The 24363-nt window shown below is 48.8% G+C and carries 24 protein-coding genes; 15 read left to right on the forward strand and 9 right to left on the reverse strand.

The window, feature by feature from the left end; genetic code table 11:
* The first annotated feature begins 280 nt into the window (after positions 1-280).
* On the forward strand, positions 281-1087 hold the full coding sequence (gene xthA, locus BSPA111_RS14090; RefSeq protein WP_183271778.1) for an exodeoxyribonuclease III: 807 nt from the start codon (positions 281-283) through the stop codon (positions 1085-1087).
* Positions 1088-1136: 49 nt separating this feature from the next.
* Positions 1137-1550 (forward strand): pyrimidine (deoxy)nucleoside triphosphate diphosphatase, encoded by a 414-nt coding sequence (locus BSPA111_RS14095; RefSeq protein WP_183271979.1) that lies wholly within the window; start codon positions 1137-1139, stop codon positions 1548-1550.
* On the opposite strand, the gene BSPA111_RS14100 is transcribed toward BSPA111_RS14095, so the two are convergent.
* The 4 genes from BSPA111_RS14100 to BSPA111_RS14115 all read right to left on the reverse strand — a co-directional run bounded on the left by BSPA111_RS14100 (position 1510) and on the right by BSPA111_RS14115 (position 5424).
* Positions 1510-1791, reverse strand: coding sequence for a YnjH family protein (locus BSPA111_RS14100; protein ID WP_373925636.1), 282 nt, complete (start codon positions 1789-1791; stop codon positions 1510-1512). The genes BSPA111_RS14095 and BSPA111_RS14100 overlap by 41 nt on opposite strands.
* Positions 1718-3706: a DNA topoisomerase III gene (locus BSPA111_RS14105; RefSeq protein WP_183271780.1), complete on the reverse strand. Its 1989-nt coding sequence runs from the start codon at positions 3704-3706 to the stop codon at positions 1718-1720. The genes BSPA111_RS14100 and BSPA111_RS14105 overlap by 74 nt, the downstream gene beginning before the upstream one ends.
* Before the next feature lie 4 nt (positions 3707-3710).
* On the reverse strand, positions 3711-4754 hold the full coding sequence (gene selD / locus BSPA111_RS14110; protein WP_183271781.1) for a selenide, water dikinase SelD: 1044 nt from the start codon (positions 4752-4754) through the stop codon (positions 3711-3713).
* A gap of 118 nt (positions 4755-4872) precedes the next feature.
* A complete protein-coding gene (locus tag BSPA111_RS14115; RefSeq protein WP_183271782.1) occupies positions 4873-5424 on the reverse strand; it encodes an NAD(P)H nitroreductase in 552 nt (183 codons plus the stop codon).
* Positions 5425-5579: 155 nt separating this feature from the next.
* Here BSPA111_RS14115 and sppA point away from each other — a divergent pair, with 155 nt between their 5' ends.
* The 4 genes from sppA to BSPA111_RS14135 all read left to right on the forward strand — a co-directional run bounded on the left by sppA (position 5580) and on the right by BSPA111_RS14135 (position 10779).
* The gene (gene sppA, locus BSPA111_RS14120) at positions 5580-7430 is read left to right on the forward strand and encodes a signal peptide peptidase SppA (RefSeq protein ID WP_183271783.1); all 1851 of its coding nucleotides are present in this window, start codon (positions 5580-5582) and stop codon (positions 7428-7430) included.
* A gap of 217 nt (positions 7431-7647) precedes the next feature.
* Positions 7648-8664, forward strand: coding sequence for an asparaginase (gene ansA, locus BSPA111_RS14125; RefSeq protein WP_183271784.1), 1017 nt, complete (start codon positions 7648-7650; stop codon positions 8662-8664).
* A 9-nt stretch (positions 8665-8673) separates the two neighbouring features.
* Entirely contained in the window at positions 8674-9303 is a 630-nt protein-coding gene (gene pncA, locus BSPA111_RS14130; protein WP_183271785.1) for a bifunctional nicotinamidase/pyrazinamidase, read from the forward strand.
* Positions 9304-9507: 204 nt separating this feature from the next.
* The gene (locus tag BSPA111_RS14135) at positions 9508-10779 is read left to right on the forward strand and encodes a glycoside hydrolase family 18 protein (RefSeq protein WP_183271786.1); all 1272 of its coding nucleotides are present in this window, start codon (positions 9508-9510) and stop codon (positions 10777-10779) included.
* Positions 10780-10825: 46 nt separating this feature from the next.
* On the opposite strand, the gene BSPA111_RS14140 is transcribed toward BSPA111_RS14135, so the two are convergent.
* Together BSPA111_RS14140 and msrB are read right to left on the reverse strand one after the other, a co-directional pair.
* The gene (locus tag BSPA111_RS14140; RefSeq protein ID WP_183271980.1) at positions 10826-11101 is read right to left on the reverse strand and encodes a YeaC family protein; all 276 of its coding nucleotides are present in this window, start codon (positions 11099-11101) and stop codon (positions 10826-10828) included.
* Positions 11102-11143: 42 nt separating this feature from the next.
* Positions 11144-11557: a peptide-methionine (R)-S-oxide reductase MsrB gene (gene msrB, locus BSPA111_RS14145; protein WP_183271787.1), complete on the reverse strand. Its 414-nt coding sequence runs from the start codon at positions 11555-11557 to the stop codon at positions 11144-11146.
* 346 nt (positions 11558-11903) lie between these two features.
* Between msrB and gapA the strand changes: the two genes are divergently transcribed.
* Positions 11904-12899: a glyceraldehyde-3-phosphate dehydrogenase gene (gene gapA / locus BSPA111_RS14150; RefSeq protein ID WP_183271788.1), complete on the forward strand. Its 996-nt coding sequence runs from the start codon at positions 11904-11906 to the stop codon at positions 12897-12899.
* A gap of 79 nt (positions 12900-12978) precedes the next feature.
* Positions 12979-13866, forward strand: coding sequence for a D-hexose-6-phosphate mutarotase (locus BSPA111_RS14155; RefSeq protein WP_183271789.1), 888 nt, complete (start codon positions 12979-12981; stop codon positions 13864-13866).
* A 70-nt stretch (positions 13867-13936) separates the two neighbouring features.
* Here BSPA111_RS14155 and BSPA111_RS14160 read toward each other — a convergent pair whose 3' ends face one another.
* A complete protein-coding gene (locus BSPA111_RS14160; RefSeq protein ID WP_183271790.1) occupies positions 13937-14896 on the reverse strand; it encodes a bifunctional helix-turn-helix transcriptional regulator/GNAT family N-acetyltransferase in 960 nt (319 codons plus the stop codon).
* 289 nt (positions 14897-15185) lie between these two features.
* Positions 15186-15935: a MipA/OmpV family protein gene (locus BSPA111_RS14165; RefSeq protein ID WP_183271791.1), complete on the reverse strand. Its 750-nt coding sequence runs from the start codon at positions 15933-15935 to the stop codon at positions 15186-15188.
* Between the two features lie 484 nt (positions 15936-16419).
* Here BSPA111_RS14165 and yeaG point away from each other — a divergent pair, with 484 nt between their 5' ends.
* The 7 genes from yeaG to BSPA111_RS14200 all read left to right on the forward strand — a co-directional run bounded on the left by yeaG (position 16420) and on the right by BSPA111_RS14200 (position 23366).
* Positions 16420-18354 (forward strand): protein kinase YeaG, encoded by a 1935-nt coding sequence (gene yeaG, locus BSPA111_RS14170; RefSeq protein ID WP_183271792.1) that lies wholly within the window; start codon positions 16420-16422, stop codon positions 18352-18354.
* Between the two features lie 70 nt (positions 18355-18424).
* On the forward strand, positions 18425-19708 hold the full coding sequence (locus BSPA111_RS14175; protein WP_183271793.1) for a YeaH/YhbH family protein: 1284 nt from the start codon (positions 18425-18427) through the stop codon (positions 19706-19708).
* Between the two features lie 415 nt (positions 19709-20123).
* A complete protein-coding gene (locus BSPA111_RS14180) occupies positions 20124-20807 on the forward strand; it encodes an SOS response-associated peptidase family protein (RefSeq protein ID WP_183271794.1) in 684 nt (227 codons plus the stop codon).
* A gap of 387 nt (positions 20808-21194) precedes the next feature.
* On the forward strand, positions 21195-21530 hold the full coding sequence (locus BSPA111_RS14185) for a cupin domain-containing protein (protein ID WP_183271795.1): 336 nt from the start codon (positions 21195-21197) through the stop codon (positions 21528-21530).
* A gap of 11 nt (positions 21531-21541) precedes the next feature.
* Positions 21542-21925: a tautomerase family protein gene (locus tag BSPA111_RS14190; RefSeq protein ID WP_183271796.1), complete on the forward strand. Its 384-nt coding sequence runs from the start codon at positions 21542-21544 to the stop codon at positions 21923-21925.
* A 41-nt stretch (positions 21926-21966) separates the two neighbouring features.
* Positions 21967-22431 (forward strand): cupin domain-containing protein, encoded by a 465-nt coding sequence (locus tag BSPA111_RS14195; RefSeq protein ID WP_183271797.1) that lies wholly within the window; start codon positions 21967-21969, stop codon positions 22429-22431.
* 572 nt (positions 22432-23003) lie between these two features.
* Positions 23004-23366 (forward strand): hypothetical protein, encoded by a 363-nt coding sequence (locus BSPA111_RS14200; RefSeq protein WP_183271798.1) that lies wholly within the window; start codon positions 23004-23006, stop codon positions 23364-23366.
* A gap of 223 nt (positions 23367-23589) precedes the next feature.
* Here the strand turns inward: BSPA111_RS14200 and BSPA111_RS14205 are convergent, their stop codons facing one another.
* The gene (locus BSPA111_RS14205) at positions 23590-24357 is read right to left on the reverse strand and encodes a contractile injection system protein, VgrG/Pvc8 family (protein ID WP_183271981.1); all 768 of its coding nucleotides are present in this window, start codon (positions 24355-24357) and stop codon (positions 23590-23592) included.
* Positions 24358-24363: the final 6 nt, after the last annotated feature.

Consider the following 24363-nt stretch of genomic DNA (forward strand, 5'->3'; position numbering starts at 1 on the left):
ACTCACTCTATTCACATAAAATGAATAAATAGTGCATAGTTTTATGGTGGCGTATGGATCGCCGCATGAAAACGAGAAATATTATGCAGTGGTGAAATTTAATACTGGATTTGTGATCGATGCTGGGATTTGCACAGTGTTTACGCACCATTTCGGCGCGAAGCGGCACATTTTGGTGCAGATATTGCTCTGTAACATTCATCTAAACTGTGGAATCAGCACATTGGCGCTTTTTCTGCTACCATCCTGCAACATTGTTAAGTAACTACGGCAGCGACTTATGAAATTCGTCTCTTTTAATATCAACGGCCTGCGCGCCCGTCCGCATCAACTTGAAGCCATTGTTGAACAGCATCAACCTGATGTTATCGGTTTGCAGGAAACTAAAGTCCATGACGACATGTTCCCGCTCGAAGATGTCGCGAAGCTTGGCTACAACGTCTTTTATCATGGTCAAAAAGGTCATTACGGTGTGGCGTTGTTAACCAAAGAGACACCGATTTCTGTACGCCGTGGTTTCCCCGGCGACGATGAAGAAGCACAGCGCCGACTCATCATGGCTGAAATTCCCTCGCCATTAGGCAACCTGACCGTGATTAACGGTTACTTCCCGCAAGGGGAAAGCCGCGACCATCCGACCAAATTCCCGGCGAAAGCGAAGTTTTACCAGGATCTGCAAAACTTCCTCGACAGCGACCTGAAGAAAGACAGTCCGGTGCTGATTATGGGCGATGTGAATATCAGCCCAACGGACCTGGACATTGGCATTGGCGAAGAGAACCGCAAGCGCTGGTTGCGTACCGGTAAGTGTTCGTTCCTTCCGGAAGAACGTGAGTGGATGGAAAGGCTGAAAAGCTGGGGCCTGGTCGATACATTCCGCCACGCTAACCCTGAAACCAACGACAAGTTTTCGTGGTTTGACTACCGCTCGAAAGGCTTTGATGACAACCGTGGCCTGCGTATCGACCTGCTGCTGGCAAGCCATCCATTGGCTGAGCGTTGCGTCGCAACTGGCATTGATTACGATATTCGCAGCATGGAAAAACCGTCTGACCACGCGCCTGTCTGGGCTGAGTTTAAGCTTTAAATTTGGATTAAGGGACATCGATACCACGCTTTAAAAATGGATGGGTATGATGAAAACCATTGATGTGGTTGCTGCAATCATTGAGCGACACGGTAAAATTTTGCTGGCACGCCGCCCGGAAAGCGGCGATCAGGCGGGTTTGTGGGAATTTCCTGGCGGTAAGGTCGATGCCAATGAATCGCAACCTGCCGCCCTTGCGCGGGAACTGGAAGAAGAGTTGGCAATTCAAGCCGTGGTGGGTGATTACGTTGCCAGCCACCAGCGTGAAGTGTCAGGACGTATCATTCATCTTCACGCGTGGAATGTGCGCGAATTTAGCGGGGAGTTAACAGCTCTTTGCCACAGTGAATTGATTTGGTGTTTACCTGCCGAGGCATTGGATTACCCTCTCGCCCCGGCAGATATCCCATTACTAAAAGCATTTATGGCTTCACGCGACGCCAGACTAAAGGATTCGTGCTGAGGGTTTTCTCATCACGTTGGCATTGCAGTAAAACACCGCCATCGGCTTTCACCACTGCCCCTTCAGAATAATTTTGATCCTGATAGATACAGCATTGACTACACGGTGCCGCTCGTTGACCTTGCGAGCTGAAGACTTCTGGCGGCACCGAAATGTCTACCTGGGGATCAAGACGCTGCGCCATCCCCGGCAGGCTCATCATCAGCACTACGGCGCCGGCGAGCAGGTTTTTTATTCGCATCATCACTACCCTCTTTTTTAGCCCATTGCTTGCGCTTTTTTTCCTGCTCAGGAGGGGCTTTCACCCCTTTGAACGCATGATGTACCGGTTTAGTGCGCGCCTGGTGAATCAAGTCATACAGCGTTTGAACCAGCGGCTGCATGAAGTCCTGATAACGACACTGCTTTTCACTGATTTGCGTCAGTGTCGATTCCCACTGCGCCGTCATATCTGGCCGTGCCGCCAGTTCAGGGAGCGAGTGAATCAATGCGCGTCCGGCATCTGTTGAGTGAATATAACGGCCCTTCTTCACCAGGAAGGTACGCTTAAACAGCAGCTCAATGATCCCAGCACGGGTCGCTTCAGTTCCCAGGCCATCCGTCGCACGCAGAATTTTCTTCAGATCTTTATCCTGCACAAAACGGGCAATCCCGGTCATGGCTGAAAGCAATGTCGCATCGGTGAAATGGCGCGGTGGCTGAGTTTGACGTTCATTCACTTCGCCTTTTTCACACAGCAACTCATCACCTTTAGCCACCACCGGCAAAGGCGTGCCATCGTTCTCTTCATCGCGCTCTTTACTGCCCAGTAGCGTGCGCCAACCGGCTTCCGCAAGGAATCTCGCCTTAGCGTTAAATTTGCCACCGGCAATATCGAGATCGATGGTGCATTTACGGAACACCGCATCGGCACAGAACTGCATTAAGTATTGTCGGGCGATCAGGTTGTAAACTTTAGCTTCATTTTCTGAAAGCGAGATCGATGAGCTGCGCGCGGTAGGAATAATCGCGTGGTGGGCATCGACTTTTTTGTCATCCCAGCAGCGGTTACGCAGGTCGGTATTGACCGCAGGTTGTGGCAGCAAATCAGGCTGATGAACGCTAATCGCATTGAGCACCGCATGACGACCAGCAAAATGCTCTTCCGGCAAGTAGCGGCAATCCGAACGCGGGTACGTAATCAGTTTGTGTGTTTCATATAACTTCTGGCAGATATCGAGCACGTTCTGCGCACTTAAACCAAAGCGCTTTGCCGCTTCAATTTGCAGGCTGGAAAGAGAAAACGGCAGCGGAGCAACTTCTGATTCCCGTTTATCATTATAGGCCGTGACGATAGCTGGCTGGCCACCGATGCGGTTCACCACATGCTCCGCTAGCGGCCGGTGTAATAAACGCCCTTCTTCATCCTGATACGGTTCGCAAGATTCGCTCGGCTGCCAGGTGGCAACAAAGCGTTCATCCGCAGGCGTGACGATATGCGCTTTTACTTCAAAGAAATCTTTGGCGACGAAATTCTCGATTTCTTCATCACGACGCACTACCAGACCCAGCACTGGCGTTTGAACGCGCCCGACAGACAGCACCCCCTGATAACCCGCGTTACGCCCAAGAATGGTGTAAGCGCGCGTCATGTTGATGCCGTACAGCCAGTCGGCACGCGCACGCGCAAGTGCCGATACGCACAATGGGATAAATTCACTGTTGGCGCGCAGACGCGTGATCGCTCGTTCAACGGCCTGCGGGTTGAGATCGTTTATCAGACAACGTTGCACCTGCTGGCGCTTTTCCGGCGCCAGTTGCAGGTAGTCCAACACTTCGTCCACCAGCAGTTGCCCTTCGCGATCCGGGTCACCTGCATGAACCACTTCGTCAGCTTGCACGAGCAATTTTTTGATGGCGTTGAGTTGTTTGGTGACCGATGGCCGCGGCTGCAACTGCCATTTTTCCGGCACAATCGGCAGATCAGCCAGATTCCAGCGCGCGTAGCGCCCGTCATAAGCATCCGGCTGAGCCTGTTCCAGCAAGTGACCGATGCACCAGGTCACCACTTGCCCGTTGCCGCACTCAATGAATCCATCACCCCGACGATGGGGCTTGGGTAGCACATCAGCAATAGCGCGAGCGAGGCTGGGTTTTTCGGCAATAAACAGACGCATCCGACTAACGAATCTCAATCATCGGGCGACCGCCACGAGCTGTTTTCAGCTCGCCAATGGCAGTCAGTTTGATGCCATTCTTTTCAGCGACTGCCGCAACCGCGGCTTCTGCGTCGGCTTCAACAGCCAACAGCAAGCCGCCTGACGTTTGCGGATCGCAAAGCAAATCACGCTGCGCCTGGGTCATTTCGCCCATCAGGTAACCGTAGCTGGCGAAGTTGCGCGAGGTGCCGCCCGGCACACAACCCTGGGCGATATAGTCTTCAACATCAGGCAATTTAGGGACTTTATCGAACCATATTTCGGCCTGAACACCTGCGCCCTGGCACATTTCGCTCAGATGTCCCAGCAGACCAAAACCGGTGACATCGGTCATGGCGGTGACGCCTTCGATATCAGCAAACTCAGCGCCCGGCTTGTTGAGCTGGCACATCACTTCTGCCGCGAGGCCGTAATGTTCTGGTTTGAGAAGCGATTTTTTCTCAGCGGTGGTCAACACGCCGATACCCAGTGGTTTGGTGAGGAACAGTTTGCAGCCCGCCGTGGCGGAACTGTTTTTCTTCACGCGGTCGGTGGGAACAATGCCGGTGACGGCAAGGCCAAAGATAGGTTCAGGGGCGTCGATAGAGTGACCACCCGCAAGAGAGATCCCCGCTTGCTGGCAAACAAAACGCCCGCCTTCGATGACTTTACGCGCGATTTCAGGTTTCAGTGTGTTGATTGGCCAGCCCAGAATAGCGATAGCCATAATCGGTTTGCCGCCCATCGCATAAATGTCGCTAATGGCGTTAGTGGCAGCAATGCGCCCAAAGTCGAAGGGATCATCGACGATAGGCATAAAGAAGTCGGTGGTGCTGATGACACAAGTGCCGTTGCCCAGATCGTAAACCGCCGCATCATCACTGGTTTCGTTTCCTACCAGCAAGTTGGGATCGACAAATTTAGCCTGCTCAGATTGCAGAATAGTTTGTAAAACTTTCGGGGAAATTTTGCAGCCGCAACCAGCTCCGTGGCTGTACTGCGTCAAACGAACGGTTTGCTCACTCATGGACATCTCCTGTCATTGGCAATCGCTCTATGGTAGCGCTCAAATGACGAGGAGGTAAGACTACGTGTCTGAATTGCGCCGTTTCTGGTCACAATCCAGACACCTTTTGCGCGTTTGCTTAGAATTTACGCACAAACGGAGTGATGTCCGGCACGCTGACCGTTGTAGAGGCTTTGAGTTGCGGTGTACCCAGATACAAGAAGCCGACCACTTCATCTTGTTCACGGCAATGAAGCGCTTCACGTACCGCTTCGCTTTCTGTCCAGATACCCGTGCGCCAGATACCATTGTAGCCCTGAGCAACTGCCGCCATCTGCATGGCCATTACCGCGCAACCGGCTGAAACCACCTGTTCCCAGACCGGGACTTTATGATTGTCATCGCAATGAGCGACAACCGCGATAATCTGAGGCGCGCGGAATGGCGCAGTACGCGCTTTTTCAATCCCCTTTTCGTCTAACCCTTCAGCAATGGCCGCTGTTTCCAGCACATGGCTAAAACGCTCACGACCTTCGTTTTCGATGACGATGAAGCGCCATGGCTGCAAAGTTCCATGATCAGGGGCACGCATACCCGCACGAATAATATTTTCCAGTGCTTCACCTGCTGGAGCAGGTTCTGCCAGGCGTGACGCGCTGCGACGGTTAAGAAGTAGTTCAAGTGCATCCATTTGATAACTCCTGTAATGATTTTAATCAGCGAAATTAACACAGCAGGTGATTTTGTTACAGCGCAGGGCAGATTTCCTACTGACATTTGCCCTGGGGGTAATTAGGATAGCGATTACTTTAGTTTTCACGACATTTGATTTGGAACGGAGCATAAATGCGCACAATCGGGCGAGTTATTGCCGGTTTTTTTAAGTGGACCTGGCGTCTACTTAACTTTATTCGAGAGTTTATTCTCAATCTATTTTTAGTGCTTCTGGTCCTGGTCGTTGTTGGGATCTGGATGCAGATTAACAGCACCCCAGCAGAACCAGCGCGCGGTGCATTATTGCTTGATATCACCGGCGTGGTGGTCGATAAGCCTTCAGTCAGTAATAAACTGGGTGTTATTGGGCGTCAGTTGCTCGGTGCCAGTTCTGACCGCTTACAGGAAAACTCACTGTTTGATGTCGTCGATACTATTCGCCAGGCGAAAGATGACCGCAACATCACCGGTATTGTGCTGGATTTAAAAGAGTTTGCGGGTGCCGATCAGCCTTCAATGCAATACATCGGTAAAGCGTTACGTGAATTCCGTGACAGCGGCAAACCGGTCTATGCCGTGGGCGACAGCTACAACCAGGGGCAATATTATCTGGCCAGTTTCGCCAATAAAATTTGGCTCTCACCGCAAGGCGTGGTGGATTTACACGGCTTTGCGACCAACTCGATGTATTACAAAACGCTTCTCGATAAGCTGAAAGTGACGACGCATATCTTCCGCGTTGGGACTTATAAGTCTGCCGTCGAGCCGTTTATTCGTGATGATATGTCCCCTGCTGCCCGTGAAGCCGATAGCCGTTGGATCGGTGAGCTTTGGCAAAACTATCTTGGAACGATTGCCGCGAACCGCCAGATTACAGCTCAGCAGGTGTTCCCTGGGGCGCAAGCGTTGCTCGATAATCTGCAAAAGTTAGGTGGCGACACTGCAAAATACGCGCTCGATAACAAACTGGTTGATGAACTGGCAAGCAGCGCTGCCGTTGATAAAGCGATGGTTAAGCAGTTCGGCTGGAATAAAGAAAATAAAGATTTCAGCTACACCAGTATGTATGACTACGTGGTGAAAAAACCTGCTGATAAAGGTGATGCCATTGCTGTCATCCTCGCAGATGGCGCCATCATGGACGGTCAGGAAACACCGGGCCAGGTCGGTGGTGACACCACTGCTCAGCAAATCCGCGAAGCGCGTCTTGATCCTAAAGTGAAGGCGATTGTTCTGCGTGTTAACAGCCCAGGTGGCAGTGTCACCGCGTCAGAAGTGATTCGTGATGAACTGGAAGCCGCGCGCGAAGCAGGTAAACCGATTGTCGTTTCAATGGGGGGGATGGCGGCATCCGGCGGTTACTGGATTTCTACGCCAGCCAATTATATTGTCGCAAGCCCGAATACCCTGACCGGTTCTATCGGTATTTTTGGTGTGATCAATACGGTTGAAAACAGCCTCGATTCGATTGGTGTGCATACGGATGGCGTCGCCACTTCTCCGCTGGCCGATGTTGCGGTGACGAAATCGTTGCCACCGGAAGTCCAGCAGATGATGCAGTTGACCATCGAAAATGGCTATAAGCGCTTTATCACTCTGGTTGCTGATTCCCGTAAGAAAACACCTGAGCAAATTGATGCCATCGCACAAGGGCATGTCTGGACAGGTCAGGATGCAAAAGCTAACGGTCTGGTGGACAGCCTCGGTGATTTCGACGATGCCGTTGCTAAAGCAGCCGAACTTGCGAAGCTGAAAAACTGGCATCTCGATTTCTGGCAGGATGAGCCGAGCTTTATCGATATGGTGTTCGACAGCATGAGCGGTTCCGTACGCGCCATGTTGCCACAAGCGTTGCAAGCCTGGTTGCCCGCACCGTTAGCGGATGCGGCGCTGGCTGTAAAAGCGCAAAACGATAAGTTTGGCACCATGAACGATCCACAAAATCGCTATGCTTTCTGTCTCACCTGCGGTGATGTGCGTTAAAACTCCCTCAGCCCGGCATCTGCCGGGCTGATTTTTTTGCCCCTTCCCTGTTCATACCCTAAATAATTCGAGCTGCATCGCGGCGGCAAGTGAACGCATCCCAATGATGCTTACATAAGTAAGTGATTTCGGTAAGTAAACGCTGCCAACAAAGATGCAGTTTGAAGTATGACGGGTATATACTGCGCCCCATAACGTAAAAGCCCTGAGTTCACTCATGCAAAAGAAATCCATTTATGTTGCCTACACCGGCGGTACTATCGGTATGCAGCGTTCAGACCACGGTTACATTCCTGTCTCCGGTCACCTCCAACGTCAACTGGCTTTGATGCCTGAATTCCATCGCCAGGAAATGCCTGATTTCACCATTCATGAATATCAGCCGCTGATGGACTCCTCCGACATGACGCCGGAAGACTGGCAGCACATTGCCGATGACATCAAAGCGCATTACGACGAGTACGACGGTTTCGTGATTCTTCACGGCACTGACACCATGGCATTCACCGCGTCGGCTCTGTCATTTATGCTTGAAAACCTCGGCAAACCGGTGATCGTGACTGGCTCACAGATCCCTTTGGCTGAGTTGCGTTCTGACGGGCAAATTAACCTGCTCAATTCGTTGTATATCGCGGCCAACTTCCCCATTAACGAAGTGACGCTGTTCTTCAATAATCGTCTTTATCGCGGCAACCGCACCACCAAAGCCCATGCCGATGGGTTTGATGCGTTCGCATCACCGAATCTTGCGCCATTACTTGAAGCCGGGATCCACATTCGACGCCTGAATACCCCAGCCGCTCCCCACGGTGAAGGTGAGCTCATCGTTCACCCGATAACGCCACAGCCAATTGGCGTTGTCACGATTTACCCGGGGATCTCTGCCGATGTGGTTGGCAATTTCTTACGCCAGCCCGTTAAAGCGTTGATCCTGCGCTCTTATGGTGTGGGTAATGCCCCGCAGCATGGTGCGTTCCTCAAAGAGTTACAGGAAGCCTGTTCACGCGGAATTGTGGTGGTAAACCTGACGCAATGTATGTCTGGTAAGGTGAATATGGGTGGTTACGCTACCGGCAATGCGCTGGCACAGGCAGGGGTTGTTAGCGGCTACGATATGACGGTAGAGGCGACACTAACTAAACTGCACTATCTACTCAGCCAAAATCTCGATGCACAGACTATTCGCGAGGCGATGTCACGTAATTTACGCGGCGAACTGACACCTGACGAATAAGGAGAGGCCATGAAACGTGCTTTATTAATGGTAGATTTGCAAAATGACTTTTGTGCCGGTGGAGCGCTTGCTGTGCCGGATGGCGATAGCACGATTGATGTGGCGAACGCATTGATGGGCTATTGCAAAGCACGCGGCGACGCCATTTTAGCGACTCAAGACTGGCATCCTGCAAACCATGGCAGTTTTGCCAGCGTGCAAAAAACTGAGCCGTATACACAGGGGAAACTCGACGGGTTGAACCAAACCTGGTGGCCGGATCACTGCGTACAAAACAGCGCGGGTGCGGAACTCCATCCCCTGCTCAATACGCAGAAAATTGATGCTATTTTCCAAAAGGGCGAAAATCCACTCGTTGATAGCTACAGCGGTTTTTTCGACAACGGACATCGCCAGAAAACGCAGCTCGACGATTGGTTATCCCGCCACGAGATTAAACAGCTGGTTGTGGTGGGCCTGGCAACGGATTATTGCGTTAAGTTTACCGCGCTCGACGCCCTGTCGTTGGGTTATGAGGTCACGGTTATCACCGATGGTTGCCGTGGTGTTAACCTGCATCCGCAAGATAGCCTGCGGGCGTTCCAGGATATGTCCGCAGCAGGTGCAACGTTGATGACGCTGGCTGATTTCACTTACTAAATCTTTTCAGGGCGCAAACGCGCCCTTCCCTCATTTCTCGATTCCGCTCTCATTCTTAACTTTTAAAGCTCGCTCATTTTTGAGAGCGCTCTCATAATCGAGTTGCTTATTAATACAGCATTTTAGCTGTGTTTCTTATTAGCCTTCCGTCCCCCGGGTTTCGGCAGGTTTTGTCGATATTGCTCGTCAAAGAGGAACTACCCTATGGTCTTCACGCGTAAACTGCTGCCGTTGCTGGCGGTAATACAAATCGCCTGTGCCGGTGTGGCTCAGGCAAGCTCATACCTCTCAGTAGGCTATTTCAACGGAGGGGGCGATGTCACTGCCGGGCCTGGCGGCGATATTGATAAACTCGATGTGCGCCAGATAACCCATCTTAACTACTCGTTTGGCCTGATTTACAACGATGAAAAAGATGAGACAAACTCCGCGTTAAAAGACGCGTCTAAACTGCACCAAATCTGGCTTTCGCCAAAAGTGATGTCAGATCTTGAAAAAATCCCCGCGTTACGTAAACAGAATCCGCAACTGAAAGTCCTGCTTTCAGTGGGTGGCTGGGGAGCTCGTGGTTTCTCCGGTGCCGCTGCAACGCCTGAAAACCGTGCGGTGTTTATCCGTTCTGCGCAGGATGTGATTGCACGCTACGGTCTGGATGGTATCGATCTGGACTGGGAATATCCCGTTAATGGGGCATGGGGACTGGTGGCCAGCTCGCCTGAAGATCGCGCTAACTTCACCTCGTTACTTAATGAATTGCGTACTGCGTTGGGCAAACAAAAATTGCTTACCATCGCTGTGGCTGCAAACGTGAAAGGCCCGACAGAGTGGGTCGACATGAAGGCCATCGCACCCGCGCTTGATTACATCAACCTGATGGCCTACGACATGGCGTATGGCACTCAATATTTCAACTCGAATCTTTATGATTCGAAAACCTGGCCGACGGTGGCGAAAGCGGATAAATACAGCGCTGATTATGTAGTGAATAACTACATCGCTGCGGGTATGAAACCTGCTCAGCTCAATCTCGGTATTGGTTTCTATGGTCGTGTTCCTAAGCGTGCAACGGAACCTGGCATCGACTGGGATAAAGCAGATGCGGCTAAAAATCCGGTCACTCAACCCTATTTCGGCGCACCAGAGAAAGCGGTGTTCATGTCATTCGGCGTCGATCTGACGAAAGACAGTTACCTGAAGTACAACGATATTGTTAGCAAGATGCTCAATGATCCCCAAAAACGTTTTACCGAGCATTGGGACAACGACGCTCAAGTTCCGTATCTGACAATGAAATCAGCCGAGGGCAAAGACCTGTTTGCTATCTCTTACGAAAATCCACGTTCAGTGGCAGTCAAAGCGGAATACATCAAAGCGAAAGGCTTGGGCGGTGCGATGTTCTGGGAGTATGGCGCAGATGACAACAATCAATTGGCTAAAGAGTTAGCGAAAGATTTGGGGATTAAGACGGAGCATTAATTTCCAGATAAGACTGGGTGGCATGACACCACCCAGCTTTTCAAATTTACAGCTTCACCGTCACAATCGGTGCGGGCGTAATTCCGAAGTCAGCTTTGAGCTGTTGTTTACTTTTCATCACCATCTGACCATTCGTGTCAATCGTCATGTGCTGAGCGTCGGTGTTGTGACGCGCCTGCCACATCATCACCAATTGCAGACTGTTCTCTTTTTGATCGGGTGTCAGTGCTACACCGTCAGGCCATTTCCCCAGCTCAACGGCAGTCGCCAGACGTTGATAAACTTCCGGTGTCATTGTGTCTAACATTTCATCCAGGTTCATCATTGGACAAGTTCCTGTGGAATAATTTGCTGAATCGATTTTTCAGCCTTCGATCTGCTCACCGTTTTTATCATCGGTGAAGTTTAACGACGCTGAGTTTACGCAGTAACGCTCGCCAGTAGGTTGCGGACCATCCGGGAAAACGTGCCCCAAATGAGCTTCACAGTTACTGCAACGAATTTCAATCCGCTCCATACCGTGTGAGAAGTCCTTGATGTAGCGAATAGCACTGTCACTGACTGGCTCATAGAAGCTAGGCCAGCCGCACCCTGAGTCATATTTTGACTCTGACATAAACAGTGGCGCATCACAGACCAGGCAGTGATAAACACCTTCACGCTTGTTATGCAGAAGACGCCCGGAGAACGGTGGCTCGGTGCCATGTTTCTGGGTGACATAAAACTGCATCTCATTAAGGTTTTTTTTCGATAAATCAGGAGGTAATTGGTTAGCCATATGCGTACATCTCGGGCAGTGGGTACTGTAACTGATAACAGCATGATTCTAACAAAAAATTAACAACGTCGTGCGGTTTTTTGTTCTAAACTTAGCCCTGAATTTCTGGCTCAGCGCCAATTGTGATCGCTGTCACATTCTTGTTGGAATTGATCTTTAAAATTCCTCGCATCGTCCCCATTTGGATAAAGAGCCAAAAGGGAAGCGCGAGGCGGTTCAGTCGTTCAAATGATGTCCACAGGATTGATTTGTCGCAATGATTGACACGATTCCGCTTGACGCTGAGTAAGGTTTTTGTAATTTTACAGGCAACCTTTTATTCACTAACAAATAGCTGGTGGAATATATGACTATCAAAGTAGGTATCAACGGTTTTGGCCGTATCGGCCGTATTGTTTTCCGTGCTGCTCAGGAACGTTCTGACATCGAGATCGTTGCAATCAACGACCTGTTAGACGCTGAATACATGGCTTACATGCTGAAGTACGACTCAACTCACGGTCGTTTTAACGGCACTGTAGAAGTCAAAGACGGCCACCTGGTTGTTAACGGCAAAACTATCCGTGTTACCGCAGAACGTGATCCAGCAAACCTGAAGTGGAACGAAGTCAACGTTGACGTAGTTGCTGAAGCAACTGGTCTGTTCCTGACTGACGAAACTGCTCGTAAGCACATCACTGCTGGCGCTAAAAAGGTTGTTCTGACTGGTCCTTCTAAAGACAGCACTCCTATGTTCGTTAAAGGTGCTAACTTCGAGAAATATGCTGGCCAGGATATCGTTTCTAACGCATCTTGCACCACTAACTGCCTGGCTCCACTGGCTAAAGTCATCAACGACAACTTCGGTATCGTTGAAGGCCTGATGACCACTGTTCACGCAACTACCGCTACTCAGAAAACTGTTGATGGCCCGTCTCACAAAGACTGGCGCGGCGGCCGCGGCGCAGCTCAGAACATCATCCCTTCTTCTACCGGTGCTGCTAAAGCTGTAGGCGTTGTACTGCCAGAGCTGAACGGTAAAATCACTGGTATGGCGTTCCGCGTTCCAACTCCAAACGTGTCTGTAGTTGACCTGACCGTTCGTCTGGAAAAAGCTGCGTCTTACGAAGAAATCAAGAAAGCAATCAAAGCGGCTGCTGAAGGCCCAATGAAAGGCGTTCTGGGTTATACCGAAGACGACGTTGTATCTACTGATTTCAACGGCGAAGTTTGCACTTCTGTGTTCGATGCTAAAGCTGGTATCGCACTGAACGACCACTTTGTGAAACTGGTTTCCTGGTACGACAACGAAACTGGCTACTCAAACAAAGTACTGGACCTGATTGCTCACATCTCCAAATAAGTTGAGATGAGCGATTAAATCCTGAGAGGCGACCCATGCGGTCGCCTTTTTTTTCGCCTTTGATCGATAGGTTGAACAAATGATTAATAAAATTTTTGCCCTTCCGGTTATTGAACAAATCACCCCTTCCCTGTCTCGCCGCCAGATTGACGAGCTGGAAGTTATCGTAGTTGACCATCCGCAAGTTCGTGGCTCTATCACTTTGCAAGGCGCGCACCTGCTGTCCTGGAAACCAGCCGGTGAAGAAGAAGTGCTTTGGCTAAGTAACAATACGCCGTTCCAGAACGGTAAAGCGATTCGTGGTGGTGTACCTATCTGTTGGCCATGGTTTGGCCCGGCAGCTCAGCAAGACCTGCCAGCGCATGGTTTCGCACGTAACCTGCCATGGACTCTGAGTGCGCACAATGAAGATGAAAGCGGTGTCTCTTTGACCTTCGAATTACAGAGCAGCGATGCGACTCGTAAATTCTGGCCACATGACTTTACCCTGTATGCACGTTACAAGCTGGGTAAGACCTGCGAGATGGAACTGGAAGCACACGGCGAATTCGACGTTAACTCTGCACTGCACACCTACTTCAACGTGGGCGATATCGCCGCAGTGAAAGTCAGCGGGTTGGGCAACAAGTATATCGATAAAGTGTTGAATGCGACTGAAGGCCAGTTGACCGACGGCGTGCAGACCTTCCCGGATCGCACTGACCGCGTTTATCTGGAACCAGAAGAGTGCAGCGTTATCCATGATGCGAGCCTGAATCGCACTATCGACGTCATCCATCACCATCACATCAATGTGGTTGGCTGGAACCCAGGCCCGGCACTGTCAGCTTCTATGGCAGATATGCCAGACGATGGTTACAAGACTTTTGTTTGTGTCGAGACTGCTTGCGCCAGCGCATCACAAAAAGCAACAGCGGATAAGCCTGCACGTTTAGCCGCGACGCTGCGTGTAGGCAAAAAAGCTTAAACCAGATCTATAGGCGTTTAGCGGCCCGGTGCCGAAAACGCCTTTTCCATTATCGCAACTTCGGCCAGGCTCAACACCCTGAAGTATTTTTCTGTCTGGTGAACTGTTGTTCAGTCATCACCATTCCCCATTGGTCGCCCTGCCACTCTTTTAGCAGCTTAAATCCAAAGGATTCATACAGACGTCTGGCCGCATTCAGACCACTGAACGTCCAGAGTTGCACGGCAGCAAATTCGCGCGCGTCACTAAACGCCATCGCTTCGTTGAGCAACTTTCTGCCCACTCCCGTTCCACGGCAATTATCGTCAAGAATAAACCAGCGCAAATGGGCTTCATTATTTCCCAAATCCTGACCATCTATCGCGACAGAGCCAACAATCCTGCCATGGCTAACAGCCAACCAGATTTGATTGCACGGTTCATCCAGACGACCAGCAAATTCAGCCAGTCCGCTTGCCACTTTCCCCTCAAAGAAATGACCAAAGTTATGATGCTTCGCGTAATACGTACCGTGCATTTCGGCAATGCGTCCAATCATTCCTGGCATATAACCTGTGATAATTTCTATCGTTTCTGACGACGAAGGCATGTCGACATCCCGACAGTTTTCTAACGCGCGAGCATATGCAGACAACCCATGAGCCACTGTTTTCTGTTGCGTGGCATCCAGATTTTCTAGCGCTTTTATGACACGCATCGAACCGTATTCATTTATCTTCTTGACCGTTTCTGCTCCCTTGTCCGTCAGCTTGAGCAGTTTAACGCGCGCGTCATGGCGGGCCTGGACCTCTTGTAACTCACCTGCGGCGAGTAATCGGGTCAGCATCCGGCTGACGCTGGACTTTTCCAGCCCCAAGATTTGCACTAATTGTGCCGCGGTCAACGCGCCATTGTTCTCAATCTCCAACAAACTATGCACTGCTGAAGGAGAATAGTTTGTTGTGGCAAGGGTGGCGTTCATAAATCCAAGCTCACGGACCATAAGTCGGGAAGCCGCTCGGATTTCTTCAATTAACTGGATTTGGGACATATGTAATCTGCATGCGCTAAATAATGGTTGTACAATACAACCATCATCATCGGGAGATTGTCAACGTTTACCCTATTGACGGTCAGCTTAGGCCGAGAATAAAAAACACCATGTTGGTGCAAATGCACCGGATATGGGCACTATTTTGGATCAACAACAGAAAGGCAATCTGCCAGGATGAGAGCGGATTTAGCAGGAAGGGTATCTGATTATTTTTAAGAAAAGTGTCGATACAAGACGACATCAAAACGGGGCGAAGATGCCCCGTTGAAGTGCACTGAATGCACCATCAGAAACTGTAGGTGATACCTGTCATCAAAATACCCGTCCACTCTTTATCAATCATCGGGCTATTAGTGACTTCATTGGCCAGGTGAACATAGCGCCCCATACCGAAGACATTCCAGCTGTCTGTCAGCTTATAGTTAACAGACAACTCAACGTACGGCGACCAGCTGCTTTCAGGATCGTAGGAATCTAAACCACTGCGCTGTGACTCGCTCTTACTGATGCCATAGTAATATTGGTTTTGGTTCTCGCTACTCCACGTGATCCCAATGCCAGGGGTCATGGTCAATCGATCGCTATTGTAGCGATACAACCATGCGGTATCCCAGGTTACGCCGTTGCTATTGCCTAGCGTGTCACCCGCCAGCACGGTACGCAAGAAACCATATTGCGTGTTATGCACGTAGGAAAGCCCCGCCATCAGAGTCGCATGGCGATTTTCTAACTGGCGCATACTCTTTGAGTCACTGTCTTTCGCACGGAAAAAGATCGGTGAAAAGTAGGTAATAATGGAAAGCTTGTCAGCCTGGTCATTCCACAGGTAGTAACCTGCGGTTAACCCGCGCAGGTAAACACTCTCCCCTTCGTAACCTATCATCGGAACAGGGTACAAACGGTCTTGTTCGCCTTTGTACATGTTAGGTGTCACCAGAGCTGCTGCCCCTAACGACCAGGGACCATCCGCAGCTTGTGCTACAGAAAAAGTTGAAGCAATGAGTCCCCCCAATGCAATAATTTTGAAATTGCTCACAATCCATTAAATCCTTTAATCAAATAATTAGCCAGGAGAGTGTAACCCTCTTGCTTTCTTAGCCAAAATTTTTTACCAATTTGAAACATCAGAGCAACTGAACAACATCTCGCGAACAGATTTCATCTTCTTTTCAGTTTTATGAATCACATGTGATACCAACCACTTCCCTTTACAACAAAAGGAGATTTATTTGGATGAGTTATTGATATGTCATTGAAATTGGCTTGTGGCCGTATGCAAGTTTTGCAAATGCCATCTACGCTTTATTTTAGGAAGATGAAATACGCTGAACGCGGCAATGAAAATGCCACGATACCCTAAGACATTCGAGTGGTAGTCAACGCGCTTAAGACTTGAATGATGAGGGGTAAGAGAAGTTGGCATAAGGGTTGCTCGAGATTCAGGAGACGTCTTCCGGGAGCCTCCATTACTCATACGAACGGCTCTCTAACCTGTGCTAAATACGAAAGGACGGCATGCCATGAATATATTCGATCACTATCGCCAGCGTTATGAAGCTGCCAAGGACGAAGAGTTCACACTGCAGGAGTTTCTTGCAATCTGTAAGCAAGATCGCAGTGCCTATGCCAATGCGGCAGAACGGCTATTGATGGCCATTGGTGAGCCAGTGATGGTGGATACTGCCACAGAGCCACGGCTGTCCCGTCTCTTTTCGAATCGGGTGATTTCCCGTTACCCGGCATTTGAAGAGTTCTATGGCATGGAAGAAGCCATCGAACAAATTGTTGCCTATCTTAAACATGCGGCCCAAGGCCTGGAAGAGAAGAAACAGATTCTCTATTTGTTGGGGCCGGTAGGTGGCGGTAAGTCATCACTCGCTGAACGTCTCAAGGCATTAATGCAGCGCGTGCCCATTTACACACTGAGTGCTAACGGCGAGCGCAGCCCGGTGAATGACCACCCGCTGTGCCTGTTTAATCCACAAGAAGATGCTTCTATTCTTGAGAAAGAGTACGGCGTCCCAACCCGCTATCTCGGCACGATTATGTCGCCGTGGGCGGCAAAACGTCTACATGAGTTTGGCGGCGACATCACCAAATTCCGTGTAGTGAAAGTCTGGCCGTCAATTCTGGCGCAGATTGCGATTGCCAAAACTGAACCGGGTGATGAGAACAACCAGGATATCTCGGCACTGGTCGGTAAAGTGGATATTCGTAAACTGGAAAACCACGCGCAAAACGACCCAGATGCTTACGGCTATTCCGGTGCACTGTGCCGCTCAAACCAAGGCATCATGGAATTCGTTGAGATGTTCAAAGCGCCAATTAAAGTTCTCCACCCGTTGCTGACCGCAACCCAGGAGGGGAACTATAACGGCACCGAAGGCATTTCCGCCCTGCCGTTTAATGGCATTATCCTTGCGCACTCAAACGAATCTGAGTGGGTGACGTTCCGTAACAACAAAAACAACGAAGCGTTCCTTGACCGTGTTTACATTGTCAAAGTGCCTTATTGCCTGCGGATTTCCGAAGAGATCAAAATCTACCAAAAACTGCTCACGCACAGTGAGTTGTTACATGCTCCATGCGCCCCAGGCACGCTGGAAACACTTTCGCGCTTCTCAATCCTTTCGCGTTTGAAAGAGCCGGAAAACTCCAGCATTTACTCCAAAATGCGGGTGTACGATGGCGAAAGTCTGAAAGATACCGATCCGAAAGCGAAATCCTACCAGGAGTACCGCGATTACGCAGGCGTGGACGAAGGCATGAACGGGTTGTCGACACGTTTCGCGTTTAAAATCCTCTCTCGCGTGTTCAACTTTGATCACGCAGAAGTGGCTGCAAACCCGGTGCATTTGTTCTATGTTCTGGAACAACAGATAGAGCGCGAGCAGTTCCCACAGGAGCTTGCCGAGAAATATCTTGAGCACCTGAAAGGCTACCTGATCCCGAAATATGCTGAATTTATCGGTAAAGAGATTCAGACGGCATACCTCGAATCCTACTCAGAGTACGGGCAAAACATTTTCGACCGTTATGTTACCTACGCTGATTTCTGGATTCAGGATCAGGAATACCGTGACCCGGATACCGGCCAGTTGTTTGACCGTGAATCCCTGAATGCAGAGCTGGAAAAAATTGAAAAACCGGCTGGTATCAGCAACCCGAAAGATTTCCGTAACGAAATCGTCAACTTCGTGCTGCGTGCCCGCGCCCACAACAATGGTCGTAATCCTAACTGGACGAGCTACGAGAAGCTGCGCACGGTCATCGAGAAGAAAATGTTCTCAAACACCGAGGAGCTGCTGCCTGTTATTTCGTTCAATGCCAAAACTTCTACAGACGAGCAGAAAAAACACGATGACTTTGTCGACCGTATGATGGAGAAAGGCTATACCCGCAAGCAAGTTCGCCTGCTGTGCGAATGGTATCTACGGGTACGTAAATCTTCATAACGGCTGAGTCAAAGATGGGGCCACGTATTGTGGCCCCCCTGCGCAGTTGGCAAAGAAGTTTGGGGGAATTATGGCCTATTTTATTGACAGGCGACTGAACGGCAAAAATAAAAGTGCGGTGAATCGCCAGCGCTTTTTGCGTCGTTATAAAGCACAGATTAAACAGTCGATTTCCGAGGCCATCAACAAGCGTTCGGTAACCGACGTGGATAGCGGTGAATCGGTCTCGATCCCAAGTGAAGATATTAGCGAGCCGATGTTTCATCAGGGTCGTGGCGGTCTGCGCCACCGTGTTCACCCGGGTAACGATCACTTCGTACAGAATGACCGTATTGAACGCCCGCAGGGGAGTGGCGGGGGCTCCGGTGCTGGCCAGGGTCAGGCAAGCCAGGACGGTGAAGGCCAGGATGAATTCGTCTTTCAAATATCAAAAGACGAATATCTCGACTTATTGTTTGAAGATCTGGCCTTGCCGAATCTGAAGAAGAATCAGCATCGCCAAATTACTGAATTTAAATCTCACCGTGCGGGTTATACCTCGAATGGCGTGCCCGCCAACATCAGCGTTGTTCGTTCGTTACAAAATTCACTGGCCCGTCGCACCGCGATGACCGCGGGTAAACGCCGTCAGTTACATGAACTGGAAGACAGTCTTGAAATGGTGAGCAACAGCGAACCTGCGCAGTTGCTTGAAGAAGAACGCTTGCGCAAAGAGATTGCTGAACTGCGCGAGAAAATTGCCCGCGTACCGTTTATCGACACCTTCGATTTACGCTACAAAAATTACGAAAAACGCCCTGAGCCTTCAAGCCAGGCGGTCATGTTCTGCTTAATGGACGTCTCCGGTTCGATGGACCAGGCGACCAAAGATATGGCTAAACGCTTTTATATTCTGCTCTATTTATTCCTGAGCCGGACCTATAAAAACGTGGAAGTGGTGTATATCCGCCACCACACACAGGCCAAGGAAGTCGATGAGCACGAGTTCTTTTACTCGCAGGAAACGGGGGGTACGATTGTTTCAAGCGCCCTGAAACTGATGGATGAAGTCGTTAAAGAGCGCTACGACCCGGCATTATGGAATATCTATGCCGCGCAGGCTTCTGATGGTGATAACTGGGCAGATGATTCACCGTTATGTCATGAATTGCTGTCGAAAAAATTGCTGCCGATGGTGCGTTACTATAGTTATATCGAAATTACGCGTCGCGCCCACCAGACTCTGTGGCGTGAATATGAGGATTTACAATCAACGTTTGAAAACTTCGCCATGCAGCATATTCGCGACCAGGATGATATCTATCCGGTGTTCCGCGAATTGTTCCAGAAGCAATCCAGTAGCTCTTACAATTAATCTATAAAAATCAGTCAGATAATCTAATTTTTCTGGCTGATTTTTTCTTAAATCAATCTCTAAAAGTTTCTTTTATTTACAGTGGCTTGCAATTAGTTTTGGGGAACTAATTAGGTATGCCACTCTCAATAACTCCGATTTTGCTGGCGGGTTCAACTCCCCACAGCCCACCACTTTGGATTAGACAGTGCAAGGACAATACATTGTTAAACATGATGTTACAGCTCAAGATCGGACACTGTCGAGACACAAACGGGACAAAAAAGGATACGCAAAAGATACGCGGTTCCGAAGTCTCCGAAGATACCCGCCTTGTGCGGTTTTTTTGTTGCCTGAAAATTGAGTGTGGAGTTATTGAGGTGAAAACCCTGCCATTCTGACGTCATCTATACTTTCAGTTTTACTGGAGGTAACCATGTGCGGACGCTTCACTCAAATCAAATCTCGCGACGATTATCTCGATTTTCTTCTGGAAGAAGCCGAGAGCGGTATTCCCTATGACCCCGAACCGATTGGCCGTTACAACGTAGCGCCAGGCACCAAAGTTCTTCTGCTGAATAATCGCGACGAAGCATTTCATCTAGATTCCGTGGTCTGGTCATACGCGCCTAGTTGGTGGGACAAATCACCGCTGATTAATGCCAAAGTAGAAACTGCGGCCACCAGCCGGATGTTTAAGCCGCTGTGGAATCATGGTCGGGCAATTGTGTTTGCTGATGGTTGGTATGAGTGGAAGAAGGAAGGAGACAAAAAGCAGCCGTATTACATCTACCGGAAAGACAGGAAGCCGCTTTATTTTGCAGCGATTGGTAAACAACCGTTTGATGTAGGAGATGAGGCAGAGGGATTTTTGATCGTAACGGCAGCTGCCGATCAAGGCCTTGTAGATATTCACGACCGCAAGCCTTTAGTTTTCTCACCTACTGCGGCACGGGAATGGATGGGTCCGGAAACTACAGAGGCACAGGCCAGCGAACTTGCCCATGATGCTGCGGTGCCAGCCGATGAATTTACCTGGCACCCTGTTTCTCGGGCTGTTGGGAATGTGAAGAACCAAAGCCCGGAACTCATCAGAAAAACCGACACAACAAGTTTGTAGTTAGTCGCATGCCTGAGAAGCTAAACCTGCATGTCAGTTGTGAAATTGGATATTAAGTATGAAAATCTGCAATGAGCGAGGAGCGGACATCACGAACTATAAATAGCCCCGGACTTACAATTTGGGAGGCGTATTTTAATTGATACTCACAGTTTCACTATCGCAGGTGAAAGCCCTGATTCGATTATTTAACATCATGAAGTTAAAAACCGACAAGCCGCCTTGTGTTTATTTTAATTATTAAAATAGACACTTTCACAAACCACTCCCTACAAACGTTTTTAGCCGTCTACAGAGGGGATTTTAAAAAATATGATTTCATTGCATGATGCACGGGTAATCATTTATTTTAAACACTTCCAACTCTTAAAGAGATAAGTAATAAAAATGAAATCAATGAATGGCAATAACACCATCCAACTTGGTGAAATAACCATCAAGATTCTCAGCAACAGTGAGGCACTTACCGTCGCTGAGCTAACCTTCCCCGCAGATACTCTGGCAAAGGAACACCAGCATCCACATGAAGAGGTGAATTATGTCGTAAATGGTTATTTCGACTTTATCCACGATGGTCATGCAACCCGCATTAGTGCAGGTGAATCAATACGTATTGCGCCAGGTGTTTTGCATAATATCAGGAGCCACGATGCTGGCGGGGTTATTTTGACAAGCTGGACTCCTTCCCGACATGATTTGATTGAAAAGCTATATAAAAACTGACGAGATTTTCTATGCCACTCATCAACGTTTATCTCCCGGAAAGCAAGTCCGATGAATTTATTGATAAGCTTAGTCAGTCACTACATGAAGCTCTGATGACTTCCTGGGGTATCCCAGAAAATGATCGCTTTCAGATTTTCAACCGAAAAAAAGCTAACGAGCTGCAAATTGATAAGCGACTGTTTGACATCCAACGTTCTGATGATGTCATCGTTTTTCATATTACGACATCACCAAGACTTGAGTGCGATAAGCTTAAGTTTTACGACACTCTGGCAAATAATCTCTTTCGTCATCTAGGTGTTCGGAAAGAAGACGTATTTATCTCAATTATTGAAAATACATACAGTGACTGGTCTTTTGGTAATGGCTTAGCTCAGCTTATTATTAAATGATGACAATTATAACTTTTCAAACTTTAAAAAGGATTTAAATAATGAAACATCTGACACTTATTATTGCTGCAAGCCTGGCATTTTCTGCTCCCGTTTTCGCCTCAAATGGTGGATGCCCTGTGGGGAAAGAAGGGGCAACTCCTTTTACGCCACAAAACGCACAACAAGGTGAAGTATTCGTGCACACGGCAGCTGAGATGAATCTGGGTGAAGAAACTATCCATGCCGAAGGCTGGAAATTCCGCGCCAGGACGATCACTTTATCCCCGCATGCTGTTGTGCCATTGCATTCTCACAATGACCGCCCTGAAACTGTTACTATGAAGCAAGGCGCAATTACTATTTATGAAACCACCTGCACCGTACCGTACACAATGAAGGAAGGTGAGGTTTATCAATCTGCCCACGGAAAAAGCCATTGGGCCGTTAATGAAAGCGATGACTATGCAACCATGTATGTTGTCGATCTCGTGAATAAAGATACTTTCCCGACATCAAAAAAATAAGTATTGGTAAAACTGTATCTTTGGATGCTTATATAACCTTAAAACTAGCACTTGTGTTTCAATGGTAAATAAGCATCTTTGTGGAACGCAAATGATGCTTAGGCTCTAAATGAACCGAAAGCATGCCCGCGCCTGGTACTGACTGGTAGATATTTTTCAACACAGAGTATGATGTGTATCTGACTAAGTAAGAATCAAAACTATTTTTAAATATTTTAGTAAAAATCTTTATGCCTTACTTTAATAACCGCAAGCAAGCGACCAAAAGTAACGAGATAGTTATACTTCTATAGTAACCAACACGAACTAATTTTATTGTATGCCACCCTCCCCTAGAAGCCAATATCTACAACCAGCCCTATAAGGCATCTGTTTATTTTTAATAGAAAATTACAATGCCATTAACGCGCACCACAAGTCAATCACTCAACCATTGAATTAGAATTTTTAATTTTGAATTTCGAAATTGAATATAGCGCAATCCCAAAAATTCAATATATGGACATTGATCACAACCACACCATTAACAAATGCGTAACATAAAAACATCATTATTGTTACGAGGTCAGGGTATGAAAAATATCAATGAAAAAATAATACTAACCAGTTTAGTGTTATTGATAGCTCCTCAGTTACAAGCGATGAGTTTGGATTCTCCAAAAATCAACCTCCTTCTTACTGCTGGCCCATTGTATTATGGAAAAATCAGCCGTATTAACCATGTATTGTGCAATCCATCGGCATACAATGTCCAAAAGAGGATTGCTGAAGTAAGAAGCCGTTTTCTACGCACCCCTAACTCTCAAGCAATGTGGATTAGTGGTGAAGCTGATGCACAGAAGACTATAGATTTGTATCACACTCTTTGGCTGGCAAATAAAAATGTCGCCGATATATTCCGGAAGCAAACTTGTCTGATATTAAAAGATATATAATATAGTAATCATAAAAATTAGTGCTGCTGATTTTTATGATTACTGGTGGATTTGCCAGATAATACTCTATATCCCAAACTATAATTCCTCCGACGAATGACAATCCCTAGGGCCTCAACAGCTTTGATAAAATTGGTCATGCATTTCCCAAATAGTAAAGGTCGGTATAAAAGCCAGCCAGTGGGAATGAAATTATTATGGAGCTATTCTTAATAGCAGCCAACTATGGCTGCTTTTTATTACTGTTCAAAGGATTACTTGCAGTAATGCTCATCCGGTATCCCTCCCCCCTGCTGCAGCGCACTTCCACACGGTCGATGCTTATCCTTCCCCTCATGCCGTCCGGAAACGTGTTGTCCAGCTCAATTATCCCCTCCGCTGCCACATACGGATTGCCAGGCGTATCCAGCTGAATTTTTGACGCATCACGTTTCGCTCTGCGATGGCCTCCTTTCAGCACCGCTTCGGCATGGGCCTTATTAATATACGTTCCCGGCATTGTGCGGTAGGGCGCCTCACCACTGGTCAGGCTGTGCGTTTCACCCGTTGCCTCGTCGGTGTAGTTTACCCGCACGCCGTTGACGCTTTTCTTGCCCGGCGTATCAATGGCACACTGGATGAAGTGCTGATTACCGGGATGATTTTCTGGCGGGCAGGTCAGTTTCACCACCGGCAGGGTTTTCCCGGTGATGGATTTAGCCTCACCGCGTAATGCCAGGATGTAAGCCCCATTGACCGGTTTGGCCACTGCATCATGCGCTTCTGCCAGCCGGTTGAGAAAGGCGGAGTCCGTCTCGTTTATCTGATCGGTGTGCGGGTAGGTAAAGCTGCTGAGGCGGGCGTCCATCCGTGGTGACAGGTTATGGCGTTGGGCGATAGTCTGGAAGATTTCGCCCAGCGTGGTGTTGTCCCACGAGGCTGAGCGCCGCTGCCGGAAGCCGGTTTTATCTTTCTTTTCAAACGGTGCTGCCGTTGCGGTGATGGTGATGATGCGGGG

This window comes from Buttiauxella sp. A111 (assembly GCF_014189855.1).
Lineage (GTDB): Bacteria > Pseudomonadota > Gammaproteobacteria > Enterobacterales > Enterobacteriaceae > Buttiauxella > Buttiauxella selenatireducens.

What these genes read in the sequence shown, in the direction of transcription:
- yeaG (WP_183271792.1), top strand. Translation starts at nt 16,420, where the DNA reads ATGAATATATTCGATCACTATCGCCAGCGTTATGAAGCTGCCAAGGAC.
- BSPA111_RS14175 (WP_183271793.1), top strand. Translation starts at nt 18,425, where the DNA reads ATGGCCTATTTTATTGACAGGCGACTGAACGGCAAAAATAAAAGTGCG.
- gapA (WP_183271788.1), top strand. Translation starts at nt 11,904, where the DNA reads ATGACTATCAAAGTAGGTATCAACGGTTTTGGCCGTATCGGCCGTATT.
- BSPA111_RS14155 (WP_183271789.1), top strand. Translation starts at nt 12,979, where the DNA reads ATGATTAATAAAATTTTTGCCCTTCCGGTTATTGAACAAATCACCCCT.
- BSPA111_RS14135 (WP_183271786.1), top strand. Translation starts at nt 9,508, where the DNA reads ATGGTCTTCACGCGTAAACTGCTGCCGTTGCTGGCGGTAATACAAATC.
- BSPA111_RS14195 (WP_183271797.1), top strand. Translation starts at nt 21,967, where the DNA reads ATGAAACATCTGACACTTATTATTGCTGCAAGCCTGGCATTTTCTGCT.
- BSPA111_RS14115 (WP_183271782.1), bottom strand. Translation starts at nt 5,424, where the DNA reads ATGGATGCACTTGAACTACTTCTTAACCGTCGCAGCGCGTCACGCCTG.
- BSPA111_RS14140 (WP_183271980.1), bottom strand. Translation starts at nt 11,101, where the DNA reads ATGAACCTGGATGAAATGTTAGACACAATGACACCGGAAGTTTATCAA.
- xthA (WP_183271778.1), top strand. Translation starts at nt 281, where the DNA reads ATGAAATTCGTCTCTTTTAATATCAACGGCCTGCGCGCCCGTCCGCAT.
- ansA (WP_183271784.1), top strand. Translation starts at nt 7,648, where the DNA reads ATGCAAAAGAAATCCATTTATGTTGCCTACACCGGCGGTACTATCGGT.
- BSPA111_RS14190 (WP_183271796.1), top strand. Translation starts at nt 21,542, where the DNA reads ATGCCACTCATCAACGTTTATCTCCCGGAAAGCAAGTCCGATGAATTT.
- msrB (WP_183271787.1), bottom strand. Translation starts at nt 11,557, where the DNA reads ATGGCTAACCAATTACCTCCTGATTTATCGAAAAAAAACCTTAATGAG.
- pncA (WP_183271785.1), top strand. Translation starts at nt 8,674, where the DNA reads ATGAAACGTGCTTTATTAATGGTAGATTTGCAAAATGACTTTTGTGCC.
- BSPA111_RS14095 (WP_183271979.1), top strand. Translation starts at nt 1,137, where the DNA reads ATGAAAACCATTGATGTGGTTGCTGCAATCATTGAGCGACACGGTAAA.
- BSPA111_RS14200 (WP_183271798.1), top strand. Translation starts at nt 23,004, where the DNA reads ATGAAAAATATCAATGAAAAAATAATACTAACCAGTTTAGTGTTATTG.
- BSPA111_RS14180 (WP_183271794.1), top strand. Translation starts at nt 20,124, where the DNA reads ATGTGCGGACGCTTCACTCAAATCAAATCTCGCGACGATTATCTCGAT.
- BSPA111_RS14105 (WP_183271780.1), bottom strand. Translation starts at nt 3,706, where the DNA reads ATGCGTCTGTTTATTGCCGAAAAACCCAGCCTCGCTCGCGCTATTGCT.
- selD (WP_183271781.1), bottom strand. Translation starts at nt 4,754, where the DNA reads ATGAGTGAGCAAACCGTTCGTTTGACGCAGTACAGCCACGGAGCTGGT.
- BSPA111_RS14160 (WP_183271790.1), bottom strand. Translation starts at nt 14,896, where the DNA reads ATGTCCCAAATCCAGTTAATTGAAGAAATCCGAGCGGCTTCCCGACTT.
- BSPA111_RS14100 (WP_373925636.1), bottom strand. Translation starts at nt 1,791, where the DNA reads ATGCGAATAAAAAACCTGCTCGCCGGCGCCGTAGTGCTGATGATGAGC.
- sppA (WP_183271783.1), top strand. Translation starts at nt 5,580, where the DNA reads ATGCGCACAATCGGGCGAGTTATTGCCGGTTTTTTTAAGTGGACCTGG.
- BSPA111_RS14185 (WP_183271795.1), top strand. Translation starts at nt 21,195, where the DNA reads ATGAAATCAATGAATGGCAATAACACCATCCAACTTGGTGAAATAACC.